This window comes from Streptomyces sp. NPDC037126, from assembly GCF_055605965.1.
In genome coordinates, this window is the sequence record NZ_JBVJTD010000028.1 from 45,848 (window position 1) to 61,125 (window position 15,278).

Annotated in this window: 13 protein-coding genes; 3 read left to right on the plus strand and 10 right to left on the minus strand. The window is 73.9% G+C overall.

The features are described 5' to 3' along the window. Positions 1 to 33: 33 nt before the first annotated feature. The 6 genes from ACZ7FF_RS38360 to ACZ7FF_RS38385 all read right to left on the minus strand — a co-directional run bounded on the left by ACZ7FF_RS38360 (position 34) and on the right by ACZ7FF_RS38385 (position 5,588). Positions 34 to 1,320, minus strand: coding sequence for a hypothetical protein (locus tag ACZ7FF_RS38360; RefSeq protein ID WP_470818568.1), 1,287 nt, complete (start codon positions 1,318 to 1,320; stop codon positions 34 to 36). Between the two features lie 2 nt (positions 1,321 to 1,322). Then, positions 1,323 to 2,426 (minus strand): hypothetical protein, encoded by a 1,104-nt coding sequence (locus ACZ7FF_RS38365; RefSeq protein ID WP_470818510.1) that lies wholly within the window; start codon positions 2,424 to 2,426, stop codon positions 1,323 to 1,325. Next, positions 2,423 to 3,262: a COG1470 family protein gene (locus ACZ7FF_RS38370; protein ID WP_470818512.1), complete on the minus strand. Its 840-nt coding sequence runs from the start codon at positions 3,260 to 3,262 to the stop codon at positions 2,423 to 2,425. The genes ACZ7FF_RS38365 and ACZ7FF_RS38370 overlap by 4 nt, the downstream gene beginning before the upstream one ends. Before the next feature lie 75 nt (positions 3,263 to 3,337). After that, on the minus strand, positions 3,338 to 4,051 hold the full coding sequence (locus ACZ7FF_RS38375; protein ID WP_470818514.1) for an LPXTG cell wall anchor domain-containing protein: 714 nt from the start codon (positions 4,049 to 4,051) through the stop codon (positions 3,338 to 3,340). Between the two features lie 177 nt (positions 4,052 to 4,228). Then, a complete protein-coding gene (locus tag ACZ7FF_RS38380) occupies positions 4,229 to 4,795 on the minus strand; it encodes an ATP-binding protein (RefSeq protein WP_470818516.1) in 567 nt (188 codons plus the stop codon). A 406-nt stretch (positions 4,796 to 5,201) separates the two neighbouring features. Then, a complete protein-coding gene (locus tag ACZ7FF_RS38385) occupies positions 5,202 to 5,588 on the minus strand; it encodes an STAS domain-containing protein (protein WP_470818518.1) in 387 nt (128 codons plus the stop codon). A gap of 246 nt (positions 5,589 to 5,834) precedes the next feature. Between ACZ7FF_RS38385 and ACZ7FF_RS38390 the strand changes: the two genes are divergently transcribed. The 3 genes from ACZ7FF_RS38390 (at position 5,835) to ACZ7FF_RS38400 (ending at position 9,582) form a co-directional block, all read left to right on the plus strand. Further along, positions 5,835 to 6,731, plus strand: coding sequence for an RNA polymerase sigma factor SigF (locus ACZ7FF_RS38390; protein ID WP_470818520.1), 897 nt, complete (start codon positions 5,835 to 5,837; stop codon positions 6,729 to 6,731). Positions 6,732 to 6,949: 218 nt separating this feature from the next. Further along, positions 6,950 to 8,485 (plus strand): ricin-type beta-trefoil lectin domain protein, encoded by a 1,536-nt coding sequence (locus tag ACZ7FF_RS38395; protein ID WP_470818522.1) that lies wholly within the window; start codon positions 6,950 to 6,952, stop codon positions 8,483 to 8,485. A 122-nt stretch (positions 8,486 to 8,607) separates the two neighbouring features. Continuing rightward, positions 8,608 to 9,582, plus strand: a complete 975-nt coding sequence (locus ACZ7FF_RS38400; protein ID WP_470818523.1) for a DMT family transporter — start codon at positions 8,608 to 8,610, stop codon at positions 9,580 to 9,582. 52 nt (positions 9,583 to 9,634) lie between these two features. Here the strand turns inward: ACZ7FF_RS38400 and hutI are convergent, their stop codons facing one another. The 4 genes from hutI to hutU form a co-directional block, all read right to left on the minus strand. Then, entirely contained in the window at positions 9,635 to 10,810 is a 1,176-nt protein-coding gene (gene hutI, locus ACZ7FF_RS38405) for an imidazolonepropionase (RefSeq protein WP_470818524.1), read from the minus strand. 26 nt (positions 10,811 to 10,836) lie between these two features. Then, a complete protein-coding gene (locus ACZ7FF_RS38410; protein WP_470818526.1) occupies positions 10,837 to 12,174 on the minus strand; it encodes a formimidoylglutamate deiminase in 1,338 nt (445 codons plus the stop codon). Then, a complete protein-coding gene (locus ACZ7FF_RS38415) occupies positions 12,171 to 13,373 on the minus strand; it encodes an allantoate amidohydrolase (protein WP_470818528.1) in 1,203 nt (400 codons plus the stop codon). The genes ACZ7FF_RS38410 and ACZ7FF_RS38415 overlap by 4 nt, the downstream gene beginning before the upstream one ends. Positions 13,374 to 13,570: 197 nt before the next feature. Further along, positions 13,571 to 15,235 (minus strand): urocanate hydratase, encoded by a 1,665-nt coding sequence (gene hutU, locus ACZ7FF_RS38420; protein WP_470818530.1) that lies wholly within the window; start codon positions 15,233 to 15,235, stop codon positions 13,571 to 13,573. Positions 15,236 to 15,278: the final 43 nt, after the last annotated feature.

Here is a 15,278-nt window from a genome sequence, read left to right on the forward strand (position 1 = left end):
CGACGGCCCTCCGTGCGTTGCGCGTGGACCGGCTCAACGCGTCCTGCGCCGTGGCATGAACGTGAACACGGCGCCGCCCAGGAGGATCGCCGTGCCGGCGACCAGGCCCAGGGCCTTCAGGGCGCCGTGGTCGTCGGCGCCGGTCTGCGCGAGGCCACCGGAGCCGCCGCTGGTGGTGCTACCGCCGCCGGCCGAGCCGCCGGAGGTGGACGTACCGCCCGAAGCGCCGCCCGGCTGCCCGCTGATGTCCAGCGTGAGGGACACCTCGGTCCTGGTGGGCGTGCACGTGGTGGTCGTACCGAGCGCCTTCACGGTCAGGACACCCGGGGACAGGGTCGAGGTGCCGCTCGCGCCGGGCTTGTAGGTGCCGGTGAGGTCGGGGATCGCGATCGGGTCGCCGGACTTGATGGGCTGGGCGTTCGTCGGCCCCTCCACATGGACCGTGCCCTTGTCGGCGCCGCCCAGCACGACCTCCATGGACGGCTTCACGGAGTTCGCCGGGATGTCGGCGGGACTGTCCATCACCGACTTCTTGAACCGCACGGTGAGGTCGTAGCTCCCGCCGTTCTTCCTGGCGTCGACCTGCACCGGCGAGGTGGCGTTCTTGTCGCCGATGGGGGTCTTGCAGGCGTAGGGGATCTGCACCTCCTTGCCGGTGAAGTCGGTCTGCCCGGTGCCGCCGGTCGCCGTGGCACCGGCGCTGCCCGTGGGGGTGGCCGACCCGGTCGGGGTGGCCGACTGCGTGGGGGTCGTCGACTGGGTCGGGGTCGTGGTGGGCGTGCCGCCGCCGCTCCCCGTCACCTGGATCGTCGCCGACTTCTGCACGGTCTCCTTCGGGGCGCACTTGGTGTCGGTCGACATCGCGTTGACGGTGTACGCGTCCGGGGTCAGCGTCACCTCGCCGGCCGCCGTCAGCTTCAGGCTGCCCTTCATGTCGGACAGCACCATGTCGCCGCCCTTGGGGATAGCGGGGTTCTGCCGCGGGCCCTGCATGGCGATGTCGGCGGTCTGCGCGCCGGCCGCCTTCAGGACGCCGGAGGGCTGCACCGAGTTGGCCGGCAGGTCGATGATGTCCGGGTTCTTGGACGCGGCCTGCACGAACTTCCATGTGACGTCCACGGTGTCGCCCACCTTCGCGGTGGCCGGCGCGGTGATCTCGACCTTCGTGGTGCCGTCGACCGGACTGATGCCCGCGGGCGGCACGCAGTGCGTGGCGTACGCCACCGTGGCCGCCTGCGCGGGCGTCGCGGCCAGGCCCAGCAGGGCGCCCGCACCGCTCAGCACCAGCGCGGCGCCCACCGCCGTGCCTCTCCTTCGCATGCTCACGTGGGTCCCTTCGTGGTGGGAGTCGTAGGACTCGTCGGGCTGTCGTCGTGCGGTGCGGAGAGCCGGCCGGCCGGGTCGCCCGGAGCGGAGTCCGGGGCGAACCACGGCAGGACCGGGGTCGTGGGGGCCGGGGGCGCGGAGGCGCGGGAGCGGAGCACCGGCAGCCGGGAGGTGACGGCGGTTCCCCCGCCCGGACGGAGCCGGGGCAGGGGCAGGGCCGGGCGCCGGTGGCGGACACCGCCCGGGCGGCGCGGCCGTACCCGGTCCACCACGGCCATCCCGGCGCGGAACAGCGCGGCCGGTACGACCAGGCCGAGCAGGATCCAGAACAGGGTCACGCCCCACGGGCGGCCCACGCCCCACGGCTGCTCGGCGAGGATCCGGCCGCCGTACTTCAGGGACACCGTGTAGTCGCCGTGCGCCCCGGCCGACAGTTCGACCGGCAGCTCGATCTGCGCCTTCTTGCCGGGCCCCAGGGTGCCGTGCCACTGGCGGTCGTCCCACTGCGGGGCGAAGACGCCGTGCGCCGTGCCGACCTGGAACACCGGGTCCTCGACCGGGCTGGTGCCGAGGTTGCCGGCGGTGAAGACCAGGGTGCGGCTCGGCGGGGCGCCGAACCAGGTGAGCAGGGAGCCGGAGCCGGTCAGCCGGGTGTCGGAGAGGATCGACAGCCGGCCGCCGGAGGGTTCGGCGGGCAGTGGGGCGACGGGGTGCCCGGCGACCTGGAGGACGGCGTCCGCCTCGGCGCCCGCCCCGGTGACGGTGGCCACGTGCACCACGCAGGGGCAGGGCACGGGCGGTTCGGCGACCGGCAGCCGCTTCGAGAAGGCGCCCCGGGCGTCGGTGGTCACGGCCCGGCCGTCGCCGTTGGCGCAGGAGTTGGTGCCGCCGATGACGCCCCGGGCGGGGGTGGCCCGCCCGCAGACCAGCAGCATCAGGAGGGTGCCCGGCCGCCAGCCGGTGCCGCTGGCGGTGACCGAGCCGCCGGTGCCCGCCTGGGCCGCCGACAGCTTCACGGAGGGTCCGTCCGCCGCCGCCACCGGGCCCGAGAGCGGCAGCAGGAGCAGCGCGAGGACCGCCAGGACCACGATCCGCCTCACGACACCGCTCCCGTCAACTCGGCTTCCCTGCACGGCTGTCCGTCGCCCTCGGGCGGGGGCCTGCGGGATCCGCGGCGGCGCGCGAGGAGCGCGGCGGCCGCGGCCGTCGCCCCGGCGACGACGGCCGTCGTGCCCCACGGCACGAACGCGGCCGAGGTGGCCGCCGTGGCGTGTGCCCCGCCCGCCGCCGTCACCGTCAGCCGCACCCGGACGCGGTCCAGGACCGGCCGGTCCGGCCACGGCTCGTCCAGCGTCCGCCGGGCCCCCGGCGCCAGACGGACCGGCAGGGTGCGCGGGGCGCGGTCCAGGACCGGCCCGAAGACACCGTCGGCGCGCACCGCGAGTCTCGGTACGAGCACGGTCGTCCCGCGGTTGACCAGCTGGTACGTGATGCGGTCGGCGTGCACGGCGAGGTGCTCGACGGTCAGCGCGGCCAGCGCCGGGCCGCCGACGCGCAGCCGTACCGGGACCCGCGCCGTACGCCCCCGGGCGTCGCGCGCCACGATCGCGCCGGAGCGGTCGCCGGGCGCGGCCCCGGCCGGCACGGTCAGCGTGAAGGGCACCTCCGCGCGGGTGCGGGCCGGGACGGTGAGGCCGCTCCGGGCGAACACCGCCGGCACACCGGTGCCGCTCAGCCGGACGGTGACGGGGGTCCGGCCGGGGTTGGTGACGGACACGGTGTCCTGGAGGACCGAGCCGGGGGCGCCCTCGGCGTAGAACGACGGGCGGGCTCCGCCGGGTGCCAGGGACCACCCGCCCGGGTGCGCGGCGGTACGCGGGGCGGCGCTCAGCAGCATCAGCAGGGTCAGGCCGAGGACCCGGGCGGCGGACGGCATGGGCGGCTCCATCAGCAGGTGTGGCGCGACGGGGGTGCCCACCCCTCCGGGGCGGCGGGTGGGCGGTCCGTGGGGTCAGCGGCGCGCGGCCTGGCCCCGCCGGGTCAGCCACAGGGCGCCCGCCGCCCCGGCTAGGAGCACCGTGCCGCCGAGCGTGCCGAGGGCGACGGCGGAGTCGTCGGGGCCGGTCTGCGGCAGCTGGCCGCCCGACGAGGAAGAGGAAGAGGAAGAAGAGGACGACGACGAGGACGACGAGGAGGAGCCGCCGGTGGATCCGCCGGCCGCCGTCACGTCGAGCGTCAGGGACGGACCGGGGTTGTTGGTCGGCGTGCAGGTCGTCGTCGTGCCGAGTGCCTTGATGACGAGCGTGGCCGCCGTGAAGGTGACCTTGCCGGTCTTCTTCGGGGTGTAGGTCCCGCTCAAGTCACTGATCTTGATGGGGGTGTTGGCCGGGATGGCCGCCGCGTTGGGCGGGCCGCTCACCGGGAGCGTGCCGCTGTCCGCGCCGCCCAGCCTGATGGTGGCGCTCGGGGTCATCGCGCCCTTGCCCAGCTCGACCGGGCTGGAGGAGACGCCCTTCTGCCAGGACATGGTGACCCGGTAGCCGCTGCCGCTCCTGACGCCCTTGATGTCGATCGGCGAGACGGCGCTCTTGACGCCGATCGGCGTCTGGCAGCGGTAGTTGACGTCGGCGACGTCGGCGTGGGCCGCCGGGGCGGCCAGCAGTACCGCCGAGCCGGCCAGGGCCGCGGCGGACGCGAGCGCGGCGGTTCGTTTCGGGTACGACACGTTCGGTCCACCCCATTCATTCCCGACGGAATTCCTGACGGCGTATCAGATTCGGCCGCCAAGGTACGCCGGGGGTCGTGAGGAGGGAAGACGCGTCACACGCCGGAGTTGTGGCGATCCGGCGTGTGTGACGGGGTGTCGGAGTGGAGGCGGGGGCCGGGGTGACCGGCCTTGCGGTCAGGCCGGGGCACCCAGTTCCGCCCACACCGTCTTGCCGGGACGGCCCGCGGGGCGGACCACGCCCCAGTCCAGGCACAGCCGTTGCACGATGAACATGCCGTGGCCGCCCGGGCGGCCGGCGCGGTGCGGGGTACGCGGGGCGGGCTGGCCGGTGCCGCCGTCGGAGACCTCCAGCCGGATCACCTTGTTGTCGCAGGCGAGGACGAGTTCGTCGGGGCCCTCGGCGTGCAGGCAGGCGTTGGTGACCAGCTCGGAGACGACGAGCAGCACGTCCTCGGCCGCCGCCCGCTGGTCCGCGGACGCGGCGGGGAGCCAGCCCCACGCGTACAGCGCCTGGCGGGTGAAATCACGGGCGAGCGGGACGACCCCGCTCTCGCCCTGCAGCTCGAGTCTGCGGACGTGCCGGGCCCGGGCCGCACCTGTGCCGCCGCCGGACTCCGACGGCACGGACGGCGCGGCTGCCCCCGTGGTCGCGCCGGCCGGCGCATCCCCCTCGGACGCCCCGGAAGCGCCGCTGGGCTCCGGGCCGCGGTCGCCCGGCGAGTAGGGCCGGGTGGTGCTCATCAGCGCTTCACCTCACCGATTCACCGATTCACGATTCAATGGTCCGGCGCCGTTCGGCACCGGCCGGTCCGTCTGTGGTCCGTCCCGTCATCTGCACATCCGTCCCGTCGCCCGCACGTCGTTCCGCTCCCGTCCGCCCTCGTCCGTCCGGCGTCCGGATCCCGTCCACCGTCCGTACGCGCCCCCGTCGCGCAGGGTCACCGCCCGTCCCGGGCCGTCGCGCGCACAGGGGCCCCGTCCCGTCCGGGACCGGGTCGGCGATGCGGTGGCCGATGGTCGTCAGCATGACTCCTGCCCGACCGGGGCGCCGGAACACCCCCGTCTTCCGCGCGACCGGCGGGACACCCGGGGCGGCACCGGCACACCGGTGCGCCCGCGGGGCCGGGAGCGGCGGGCACAGGGGCTCTCAGCCGGCGCCGCCGCCCTCCTGGGCCAGGGCCGCGTCCACGGAGTCGTGGACGGTGAAGACCGCCTCGGCTCCTGTGATCTCGAACACCCTCGCGACGACGGGCAGCATGCCCGCCAGGTGGACCCCGCCGCCGGCGGCTTCCGCCTTCAAGCGGGCCCCGAGCAGGACGTTCAGCCCCGTGGAGTCGCAGAACTCCAGGCGCGAGCAGTCCACCACGAGCCGCGAGAAGCCCTTGGCCAGAAGATCGTCGAGGGGCTCGCGCAACAGATCGGCGGTGTGGTGATCGAGTTCGCCGGCCGGTGTCACAACGGCGCTGGAGCCCTCTTCCCGCACATCCACCAGAAGCCGGCCCGACTGTGCGCTGCCGACCGTCCCGTGGTCCATGCCGTCTCTCTCCCGAGGTCGTGGCTGCTGATGCCCTCGAACATTACGCCTTCCATGCGCACTCCGACACCTGAACAAACTCACATAACTGGACATACACGAACAGAACGCACTTGCGATCGGTTCGGGGAAGCCGGTAGGGCTAGTAGGGACACGTACACCTACACGCCGGCCACGGAGGCGCCGCACACCGCAGTGCACGTTTTGGCTTCGGCAGCCTTATGCCGAGAACGATGGAGGACACCCATGTCACCCCGGCTCGACGCCTCGCATACCCCGACCGCGACGTCGACACCCCCACCGGAACAACTGGATCATCCCATCGATCTCCTCGACCCCGTCGAGGGGCTCCCGGAGATCCCTCCGTACGACGAGGTCGGTCCCGTCGACGCGCGGGCCCTGTCCAAGACCCTCTTCGAGCGCCTCCAGGTACTGGAGGAAGGGACGCACGAGTACTCGTACGTCCGCAACACGCTCGTCGAGCTGAACCTCGCCCTCGTCAAGTTCGCCGCCTCGCGCTTCCGCTCCCGCAGCGAGCCGATGGAGGACATCATCCAGGTCGGCACGATCGGCCTGATCAAGGCGATCGACCGCTTCGAGCTCTCCCGCGGCGTCGAGTTCCCGACCTTCGCGATGCCGACCATCATCGGCGAGATCAAGCGGTTCTTCCGCGACACCTCCTGGTCCGTGCGCGTCCCGCGCCGGCTGCAGGAGCTGCGCCTGGACCTGGCGAAGGCCGGCGACGAGCTGGCGCAGAAGCTGGACCGCGCGCCCACCGTCGCGGAACTCGCCGAACGGCTCGGCATCTCCAACGACGAGGTCGTCGAGGGCATGGCCGCCTCGAACGCCTACACGGCCTCCTCGCTGGACGCCCAGCCCGAGGAGGACGAGACCGAGGGCGCCCTCGCGGACCGCATCGGGTACGAGGACCACGGGATCGAGGGCATCGAGTACATCGAGTCCCTCAAGCCCCTGATCGCCGGGCTGCCGCCCCGCGACCGGAAGATCCTCTCCCTGCGGTTCGTGGCGAACATGACCCAGTCGGAGATCGGTGAGGAACTCGGCATCTCCCAGATGCACGTGTCCCGGCTGCTCTCCCGCACGCTGGTGCGACTGCGCAAGGGACTGACGGTGGAGGAGTGACCCCTGGGGCGACGAGCCTCCGGATGTCCGCCTGAAGCGGCCCGGCCCACACCGCCGGGCCGCTTCGGCGCCCCAATGCACCGGTTGGCTGGTACCCGGCATCCCAACCGTTATGCTGTTACCGGCGGAAACCTCTTTCCAGCGCCGTTCCCCTCCACCACTATGGGGCCCCCGAACCGACCAGTAGGTCGGCTGTTTCTCGGGACGGAGGCTGCTGGATGACTCAGGGGGACGGCGACGAGGCCGAGGCGAGCGGGGGCCACGAGGACGCGCCGGACGCACGGCTGACCGAACTGCTGCGCTCCCCCACCCCGACGGCCTACCCCGCGCTGCAGGAACTGCGCAGACGGCACCTCCCGGCGGTGCTCGCCTACGCCCGGCTGTGCGCCGCGAGCGAGTCCGCCGCGCGCCGGCTGGCGGCGGAGGCCGTCACCGCGGCCGCCCGCGAGACGGCCCGCGGGGTCGAGCCCGGTGTCCCGCTGCGCCACGGGCTGCTGCTGCGCACCGCGCGGACGGCGACCGGCTGGGCCCGCGACGAGCGCTCCGCGGGCGTCGACCCCGGTCTGCTGCTCGTCCTGAACGCCTCCGGTCTGCCCGACGGCCCCACCCCGCCGCTGCTGCCGGCGTTCCAGTCGCTGCCGTCCCGCACCCAGGGCCTGATCTGGTACGGCGTGCTGGAGGAGGAGCCGCAGGAGCGGACCGCCGCCTTCCTCGGCCTCAGCGGCACGGACGTGGCCTACGGCACCCCGCAGGCCCTCAAGGCCCTCGCCGGGGCCTGCCTCAGGCACCGGCTGGCCGCGTCCGAGGACCCGCGCTGCGCCGACTTCCGGCGGCTGATCGAGGAGGCGGTACGGCCGGACGGACCCCGCCACAGCCCCGACCTGGACGCCCACATGGCGCACTGCCCGCACTGCACGGCCGCCTTCGAGGACCTGCGGGCCCTGCGGGACGCGCCCCGGCAGACGCTGGCGGAGGGCCTGCTGCCGTGGAACGGGACCGCCTATCTCGGCCGCGCCGAGCCCACCGCGCCCCGTCTCCCCGCGGTGGCGCCTGACGGGCCGCCCCGGCGCCGCCTCGTCCTGGCCACCGCGGCCCTCGGCGTGGCCCTGACCCCGCTCCTGGTGTTCCTGCTCACCCCCGCGCACGACTCCGACCAGCAGCCGACGGCGGCGACCCCCAAGCCGCCCCCGGTGACGGTGACCGCGACGGTCTCGGTGACGCCCTCCCCCTCGGCGTCCCCCTCACCGGCCCGTACGTCCCCCTCGCCGACGCCGACGCCTTCGTCCCAGAGCCCGACCGCCTCCCCCTCTCCCCGGCACACCGCCTCCCCCACGCCCCCGCCGTCGCCCCCGGGCACCTCCCCCGCGCAGGTGGTGAACCTCGGCGACGGGCGCTGCCTGGACATCCGGGACGGCGACCTGGAGCAGGGCAACGACGTCGTCACCGCGCCGTGCTCGTCCTCCCGCACCCAGCGCTGGCGCTACGACACCTATCTGGGCGTGCTCCGCTCGGCGGCCGACGACGGCTTCTGCCTGGACAGCCGGGGCTCGGTCGACCGGGGCGTGGGCATCTGGGGCTGCGACTCGGTGTACGGCCGCAACGGCGAGAACCTCCGCTTCACCGTCGACTCCGACGGCACGATCCGCCCCGACATCGCCATCGAGACGGCGGTGACACCGGACGGCGGCGACGGGGTGTCCCTGGAGCCCTTGACCGGCGGCCACGAACAACGGTGGCACGCGGGGGCCCGCTGAGAGGGAAACTCGACGCCGACGGGTCCGACGGGACCGGTGACTAGTCTGATCGCACCCCCGGTGACCGGTCGCCGGATGACGGCCGCCGCGTGCAGCGTCCGCAGATCCTCGAAGGAGTGCCCGTGCCCGTCACCGCGGCCCGCAGCGGCCGGCCGGCCGATCTCCCCGTGCTGCTGGTCGCGGCGGTGTGGGGCTCCAGCTATCTGGCCGCCAAGGGCGTCACCACGGAACGGACCGTGGTGGCCGTGCTGGTGCTGAGGTTCGCCGTGGCACTGCCGGTGCTGGCCGCCGTGGGCCTGCGGCGGCTGCGGTCGCTGAGCGCCGTCCAGGTGCGCGGCGCCGGGCTGCTGGGGCTGATCCTCGCCGGCATCTTCCTGCTGGAGACGTACGGCCTGGTGCACACCTCGGCGACGAACGCCGGGCTGATCATCAGCCTCACCATGGTCTTCACCCCGCTCGCCGAGAGCCGCTTGCGCGGCACCCCGCTGCCGGGCTCCTTCATGGCGGCGGCCGGCCTCTCGGTGCTCGGCGTGGCGCTGCTGACCCAGGGCGCCGGCTTCAGCGCCCCCACCGGCGGCGACCTGCTGATGCTGGGTGCCGCCGTCGCCCGTACCGTGCACGTCCTCGCCATGTCCCGCATGGAGTCGGTGCGCGGCGCGGACGCGCTGTCGCTGACCACCGTCCAACTGGGCGGCGCCGTCGCCGTGTTCGCCGTGCTGACGGCCGTGCCGGGCACCGGTTCCTCGCCGTGGGCGACCGCGGCCGGCTTCGGCGCCGGGGACTGGCTGGGACTGCTGTACCTGTCCGCGTTCTGCACCCTGTTCGCGTTCTTCGTGCAGATGTGGGCGGTCCGGCGCACCTCACCGTCCCGGGTGAGCCTGCTGCTCGGCACGGAGCCGGTGTGGGCCGCGGCGGTCGGCATCGCCGTCGCCGGCGACCGGCCGGGCCGGCCCGGCCTGCTCGGCGCGGCCCTGGTGCTCGCCGGCACGGCCTGGGGGCGGTCGGTGGCGGACCGCGGGCAAGCCGCCGGGAAGACCCGGGAGCCGGAGCCCCCGGGCACGGGAACCGAGGTCACGGACACCGGGGCAGCGGTCTGAGACCGGCCGTGCGCCGTGACCGGTGTGCCTCCCCGGTCGTCCGTCCCTCCGTTCAGACGACCCGTACGCCCGCGCGCCACACCCCGCTGACCAGCGGCACACCGGGACGGTAGGCCAGGTGGACGTGGCTGGGGGCCTCCAGCAGGGTCAGGTCGGCGCGGGCGCCCGGGGTGAGGCGGCCGATGTCGGTGCGGCGCAGCGCGGCGGCGCCGCCGGCCGTGGCCGACCAGACCGCCTCGTCCGGGGTCATCCGCATGTCCCGGACGGCGAGGGCGATGCAGAACGGCACGGACGAGGTGAACGACGAGCCCGGGTTGCAGTCCGTGGACAGGGCGACGGTGACGCCCGCGTCCAGGAGCCGGCGGGCGTCCGGCCACTCGGCACGGGTGGAGAACTCGGCGCCGGGCAGCAGGGTCGCGACCGTGTTCCCGCCCGCCAGGGCGTCGACGTCGGCGTCCGTGAGGTGGGTGCAGTGGTCGGCGCTCGCCGCGTCCAGCTCGACGGCCAGCTGGACGCCGGGGCCGTAGGAGAGCTGGTTGGCGTGGACGCGGGGGTGCAGGCCCTTCGCCTTGCCGGCCGTGAGGATCGCGCGGGCCTGGTCGCCGTCGAAGGCGCCCTTCTCGCAGAAGACGTCGATCCAGCGGGCGTGGGGCGCGCAGGCGTCCAGCATCTCGCCGGTGACCAGGGCGACATAGGCCGCCGGGTCGTCGGCGTAGTCGGGGGAGACGATGTGCGCGCCGAGGTAGGTCACCTCGTCGGTGTGCTTCGCCGCGAGGCGCAGCGCCCGGGACTCGTCCTCGACGGTGAGACCGTAGCCCGACTTCGTCTCGAAGGTGGTGGTGCCCTGGCGCAGCGCCTCCGCCAGGTAGTGGGTCAGGTTCGCCTCCAGCTCCGCGTCGCTCGCGGCCCGGGTGGCCGCGACGGTGGTGCGGATGCCGCCCGCCGTGTAGGACCGGCCGGACATGCGGGCGTTGAACTCCTGGGTGCGGTCACCGGCGAAGACCAGGTGCGAGTGGGAGTCCACGAAGCCCGGCAGCACCGCCCGGCCGCCCGCGTCGACCCGGTTGTCAGTGGCGGGTGCTTTGCTGGATTCACCGGTCCACGCGATGCGGTCGCCGTCGATGACGACGGCCGCGTCCTGGATCAGACCCAGGGGCGAGCCGTCACCGGAGGAGGGATCGTTGGTGACCAGCGTGGCGATGTTGGTGATGACGGTGCTGCTGCTCATGGTGTCCTCGTCGGGGGCGTTGGGGTTCAGCCGCGGAGGGCTTCGACGGCGGCCGACAGCGCCTGCGGCACGTCGGGTACGAGCGTGTGCGCGCCGTCGCGCACGACCTGCCGGCCGCCGACGACCGTGTGCCGCACATCGGCCGCGCCCGCCGCGAATACGGCCGTCTCGGCGCCCAGCCGGGGCAGCGGTCCCGCTGTCCTGACCGAGTCCAGGGCGATCGTCGTCAGGTCGGCGAGCGCGCCCGGCCGGATGGTGCCGGCCTCGTCCCAGCCGAGGGCCGCGTGGCCGTCGGCGGTGGCGGCCCGCAGCAGTGCCGCGGCCGTCCAGTGGCCTCGGGTGCGGGTGCGCAGCCGCTCGTTCAGCTCCATCGCGCGCGCCTCTTCGAGCAGGTCGATGACGGCGTGGCTGTCGGAGCCGAGGGAGAGCGGGGAGCCTGCCCGCTGCAGTGCGACGGCGGGGCCGATGCCGTCGGCCAGGTCCCGTTCGGTCGTCGGGCACATGCAGGTGCCGGTGCCCGAGCCGCCGAGCAGCGCGATGTCCTCGTCGGTGAGGTGGGTGTTGTGCACACCGGTGGTGCGCGGCCCGAGGACGCCGTGGTCGGCGAGCAGCCGGGTGGGCGTGCGGCCGTGCGCGGCGAGGCAGGCCTCGTTCTCGGCGGTCTGCTCCGACAGGTGCACGTGCAGCGGGGCCCGCCGCTCCTCGGCCCATCCGGCCACGGTCGCCAACTGGCCGGCGGGCACGGCCCGTACGGAGTGGATCGCCGCCCCGATCCGCGCGTGTTCCCGCTCCTTGAGAACTGCACAGCGTTCGGCCCAGGCCTCCGCGTTGCCATCGGAGAACCGCAGCTGGTGGTGGTTGGGCGCCTCCCCGAAGCCGGCGGAGAGGTAGCAGGTGTCGAGGAGGGTGATCCGGATGCCCGCCTCGGCGGCGGCCTCGATCAGCGCCTCGCCCATGGCGTTGGGGTCGGCGTAGGGGGCGCCGCCGGGGGCGTGGTGCACGTAGTGGAACTCGCCGACACAGGTGATGCCGGCCAGCGCCATCTCGGCGTACACCGCGCGGGCGAGGGCGTGGTAGCGCTCCGGGGTGAGCCGGTCGGCCACCGAGTACATGACCTCGCGCCAGGTCCAGAAGGTCCCGGAGCCGACCTGGACGGTGCCGCGCAGCGCCCGGTGGAAGGCGTGGCTGTGGGAGTTCGCCAGGCCGGGCAGGGTGAGGCCGCGCAGCGGCTCGGCGCCGGGCGGCGGGGTGGGGACGGCGGTGCGGACGGCGCCGATCCGGCCGTCCGCGACCTCGACCGCGACTCCCGGCTCGACGGCGGTGCCGAGCCAGGCGTGCTCCAACCAGTAGGTCGCCTTGGTCACCTGCAGGCCAGTCCTTCCAGTACGTCGGCGAGGGCGTGCACCCCGGCCACGCAGTCGTCCTCGGCCGCGAACTCGGCCGGGGAGTGCGAGACGCCGGTGGGGTTGCGCACGAACAGCATGGCGGTCGGAATGCTCGCGGAGAGGATTCCGGCGTCGTGTCCGGCGCCGGTCCCGAGGACGGGCACCGTCAGCTCGCGGTCCGCGCCGAGGATGCGGGCGAGTTCGTCGCGCAGCGCGTGGTCGAACTCCACGACGGGCGTGAAGGACTCCCGGACGACGTCCAGGTCGATGCCGTGGGCGTCGGCGTACTCCCGGGCCGCCTTCTCGATGCCGCCGACCACCGTGTCCAGGGTGGCCTGGTCGGCGGCACGGGAGTCGAGCCAGCCGCGCACCAGCGAGGGGATCGCGTTGACGCCGTTCGGTTCGACCGAGATCTTGCCGAAGGTGGCGACGGCACCGGCGAGTTCGGCCTCGCGGCGGGCGGCGAGCACGGTCTCGGCGTACGACAGCATCGGGTCGCGCCGGTCGGCCAGCCGGGTGGTGCCGGCGTGGTTGGCCTCGCCCCGGAAGTCGAAGCGCCACCGCCCGTGCGGCCAGATGGCGCTGGCGATGCCCACCCGGTCTCCGGACAGGTCCAGCGCGCGGCCCTGTTCGACGTGCAGCTCCACGAAGGCGCCGATCCGGCCCAGCCGTTCCGGGTCGTGACCGATGCCCTCGGGGTCGTACCCGGCGGCCTCCATGGCCCGGGGAAGGCTGGTCCCCTCGCCGTCGGTGAGCCGGTGGGCCTGATCCACGGTCAGCTGCCCCGCGGTCAGCCGCGATCCGACGCAGGCCAGCCCGAACCGGGCCCCCTCCTCGTCACCGAAGTTGACGATGGCCAGGGGCCTGGTGAGCCGCGCCCCCCTCCCGCGCAGCTCGTCCAGGGCGGCGAAGGAGGACACGACTCCCAGGGGCCCGTCGAAAGCGCCGCCGTCCGGCACGGAGTCCAGGTGCGACCCGGTGACGACGGCGTCCCCGGCTGCGGGGTCGCCGAGCCAGGCCCACTGGTTGCCGTTCCGGTCGACCTCGTAGCCGAGCCCCCGCCCCTCGGCCTGCTCCCTGAACCAGTCCCGGCACTCCGCGTCGGCCCCGGTCCAGGCGTAACGCCGGTAGCCCCCGGATTCGGCATGCCGGCCGATGGGCAGCAGCTCCCGCCACATCTCGTGAAACGAGCCACCCCCGACAGCCCGCACAGGCTGCGAACCGCCGCCGGACACAGGCTGTGGACCGTCGCCCCGCTCAGGCTGTGGGCAGTCGTTCCGCAGGGCGGAACGGGTGGGCACAGCCGGACCCGCACCCGGCGACGAGGGACCAGCCCCCACCGGAGAGCTGCCGCCGTGCCCGCCTGCTTCCTGGGTCACGCCTCGTCACCCTCACGCATGGGCACCCGCACGCCCCGCTCGCCCGCGACGGACTCCGCGATGTCGTATCCGGCGTCCACGTGCCGGATGACACCCATACCGGGGTCGTTGGTCAGCACGCGGCGGATCTTCTCGCCGCCCAGCTTGGTCCCGTCGGCCACCGTCACCTGCCCGGCGTGGATGGAGCGGCCCATGCCCACACCGCCACCGTGGTGGATGGACACCCAGGACGCGCCGGAGGCCACGTTGACCATGGCGTTCAGCAGCGGCCAGTCGGCGATCGCGTCGGAGCCGTCGAGCATGGCCTCGGTCTCGCGGTACGGCGAGGCCACCGACCCGCAGTCCAGGTGGTCGCGGCCGATGGCCAGCGGGGCGGCCAGCTCACCGGAGGCCACCATGTCGTTGAAGCGCTCGCCGGCCTTGTCGCGCTCGCCGTAGCCGAGCCAGCAGATGCGGGCGGGCAGGCCCTGGAAGTGGACGCGCTCGCCGGCCATCTTGATCCAGCGCGCGAGGGACTCGTTCTCGGGGAAGAGTTCGAGGAGCGCCCTGTCGGTCTTGGCGATGTCCGCCGGGTCGCCGGAGAGCGCGGCCCAGCGGAAGGGGCCCTTGCCCTCGCAGAACAGCGGCCGGATGTAGGCGGGCACGAAGCCGGGGAAGGCGAACGCGCGGTCGTACCCGGCGAGCTGGGCCTCGCCGCGAATGGAGTTGCCGTAGTCGAAGACCTCGGCCCCGGCGTCCATGAAGCCGACCATGGCCTCGACGTGCTTCGCCATGGACTCGCGCGCCCGCGTGGTGAACCCGGCCGGGTCCTTCGCGGCGGCGTCGGCCATGTCCTCGAAGGCGAGGCCGACCGGCAGGTAGGCCAGCGGGTCGTGGGCGGAGGTCTGGTCGGTGACGATGTCGATGGGGGCGTTCATCGCGAGCAGCTGCGGGACCAGCTCGGCCGCGTTGCCGAGGACGCCGATGGACAGCGGACGGCGCTGGTCGCGGGCCTCGGTGGCCAGCTGGAGCGCGTGGTCCAGGGAGTCGGCCCTGACGTCGAGGTAGCGGTGCTCGATGCGGCGCTCGATGGCGCGCGGGTCGCAGTCGATGCAGATCGCGACGCCGTCGTTCATGGTCACGGCGAGCGGCTGGGCGCCGCCCATGCCGCCGAGGCCGGCGGTGAGGGTGATGGTGCCGGCCAGGGTGCCGCCGAACTTCTTCGCGGCGACGGCGGCGAAGGTCTCGTAGGTGCCCTGGAGGATGCCCTGGGTGCCGATGTAGATCCAGGAGCCGGCGGTCATCTGGCCGTACATGGTCAGGCCGAGGGCCTCCAGGCGGCGGAACTCCTCCCAGTTGGCCCAGTCGCCGACCAGGTTGGAGTTGGCGATGAGGACGCGCGGGGCCCACTCGTGGGTCTGCATGACGCCGACCGGGCGGCCGGACTGGACCAGCATGGTCTCGTCCTGCTTGAGGGTCCTCAGGGTGCGGACCATCGCGTCGAAGGAGCGCCAGTCACGGGCGGCCTTGCCGGTGCCGCCGTAGACGACCAGCTTGTCGGGGTGCTCGGCGACCTCGGGGTCGAGGTTGTTCTGCAGCATGCGCAGGGCGGCCTCCTGCTGCCAGCCCAGTGCGCTGAGTTCCGTGCCGCGCGGTGCTCGTACGGGGCGGGGTCCCGACATCGATTGCCTCCTGCTGTTGCTACGTCTATTCACATCCTGACTT

Excerpts from the sequence above, each read along its gene's own strand:
- ACZ7FF_RS38395 (WP_470818522.1), top strand. The coding sequence starts at position 6,950 with ATGACTCAGGGGGACGGCGACGAGGCCGAGGCGAGCGGGGGCCACGAG.
- ACZ7FF_RS38380 (WP_470818516.1), bottom strand. The coding sequence starts at position 4,795 with ATGAGCACCACCCGGCCCTACTCGCCGGGCGACCGCGGCCCGGAGCCC.
- hutI (WP_470818524.1), bottom strand. The coding sequence starts at position 10,810 with ATGAGCAGCAGCACCGTCATCACCAACATCGCCACGCTGGTCACCAAC.
- ACZ7FF_RS38370 (WP_470818512.1), bottom strand. The coding sequence starts at position 3,262 with ATGCCGTCCGCCGCCCGGGTCCTCGGCCTGACCCTGCTGATGCTGCTG.
- ACZ7FF_RS38385 (WP_470818518.1), bottom strand. The coding sequence starts at position 5,588 with ATGGACCACGGGACGGTCGGCAGCGCACAGTCGGGCCGGCTTCTGGTG.
- hutU (WP_470818530.1), bottom strand. The coding sequence starts at position 15,235 with ATGTCGGGACCCCGCCCCGTACGAGCACCGCGCGGCACGGAACTCAGC.
- ACZ7FF_RS38360 (WP_470818568.1), bottom strand. The coding sequence starts at position 1,320 with ATGCGAAGGAGAGGCACGGCGGTGGGCGCCGCGCTGGTGCTGAGCGGT.
- ACZ7FF_RS38415 (WP_470818528.1), bottom strand. The coding sequence starts at position 13,373 with ATGTGGCGGGAGCTGCTGCCCATCGGCCGGCATGCCGAATCCGGGGGC.
- ACZ7FF_RS38390 (WP_470818520.1), top strand. The coding sequence starts at position 5,835 with ATGTCACCCCGGCTCGACGCCTCGCATACCCCGACCGCGACGTCGACA.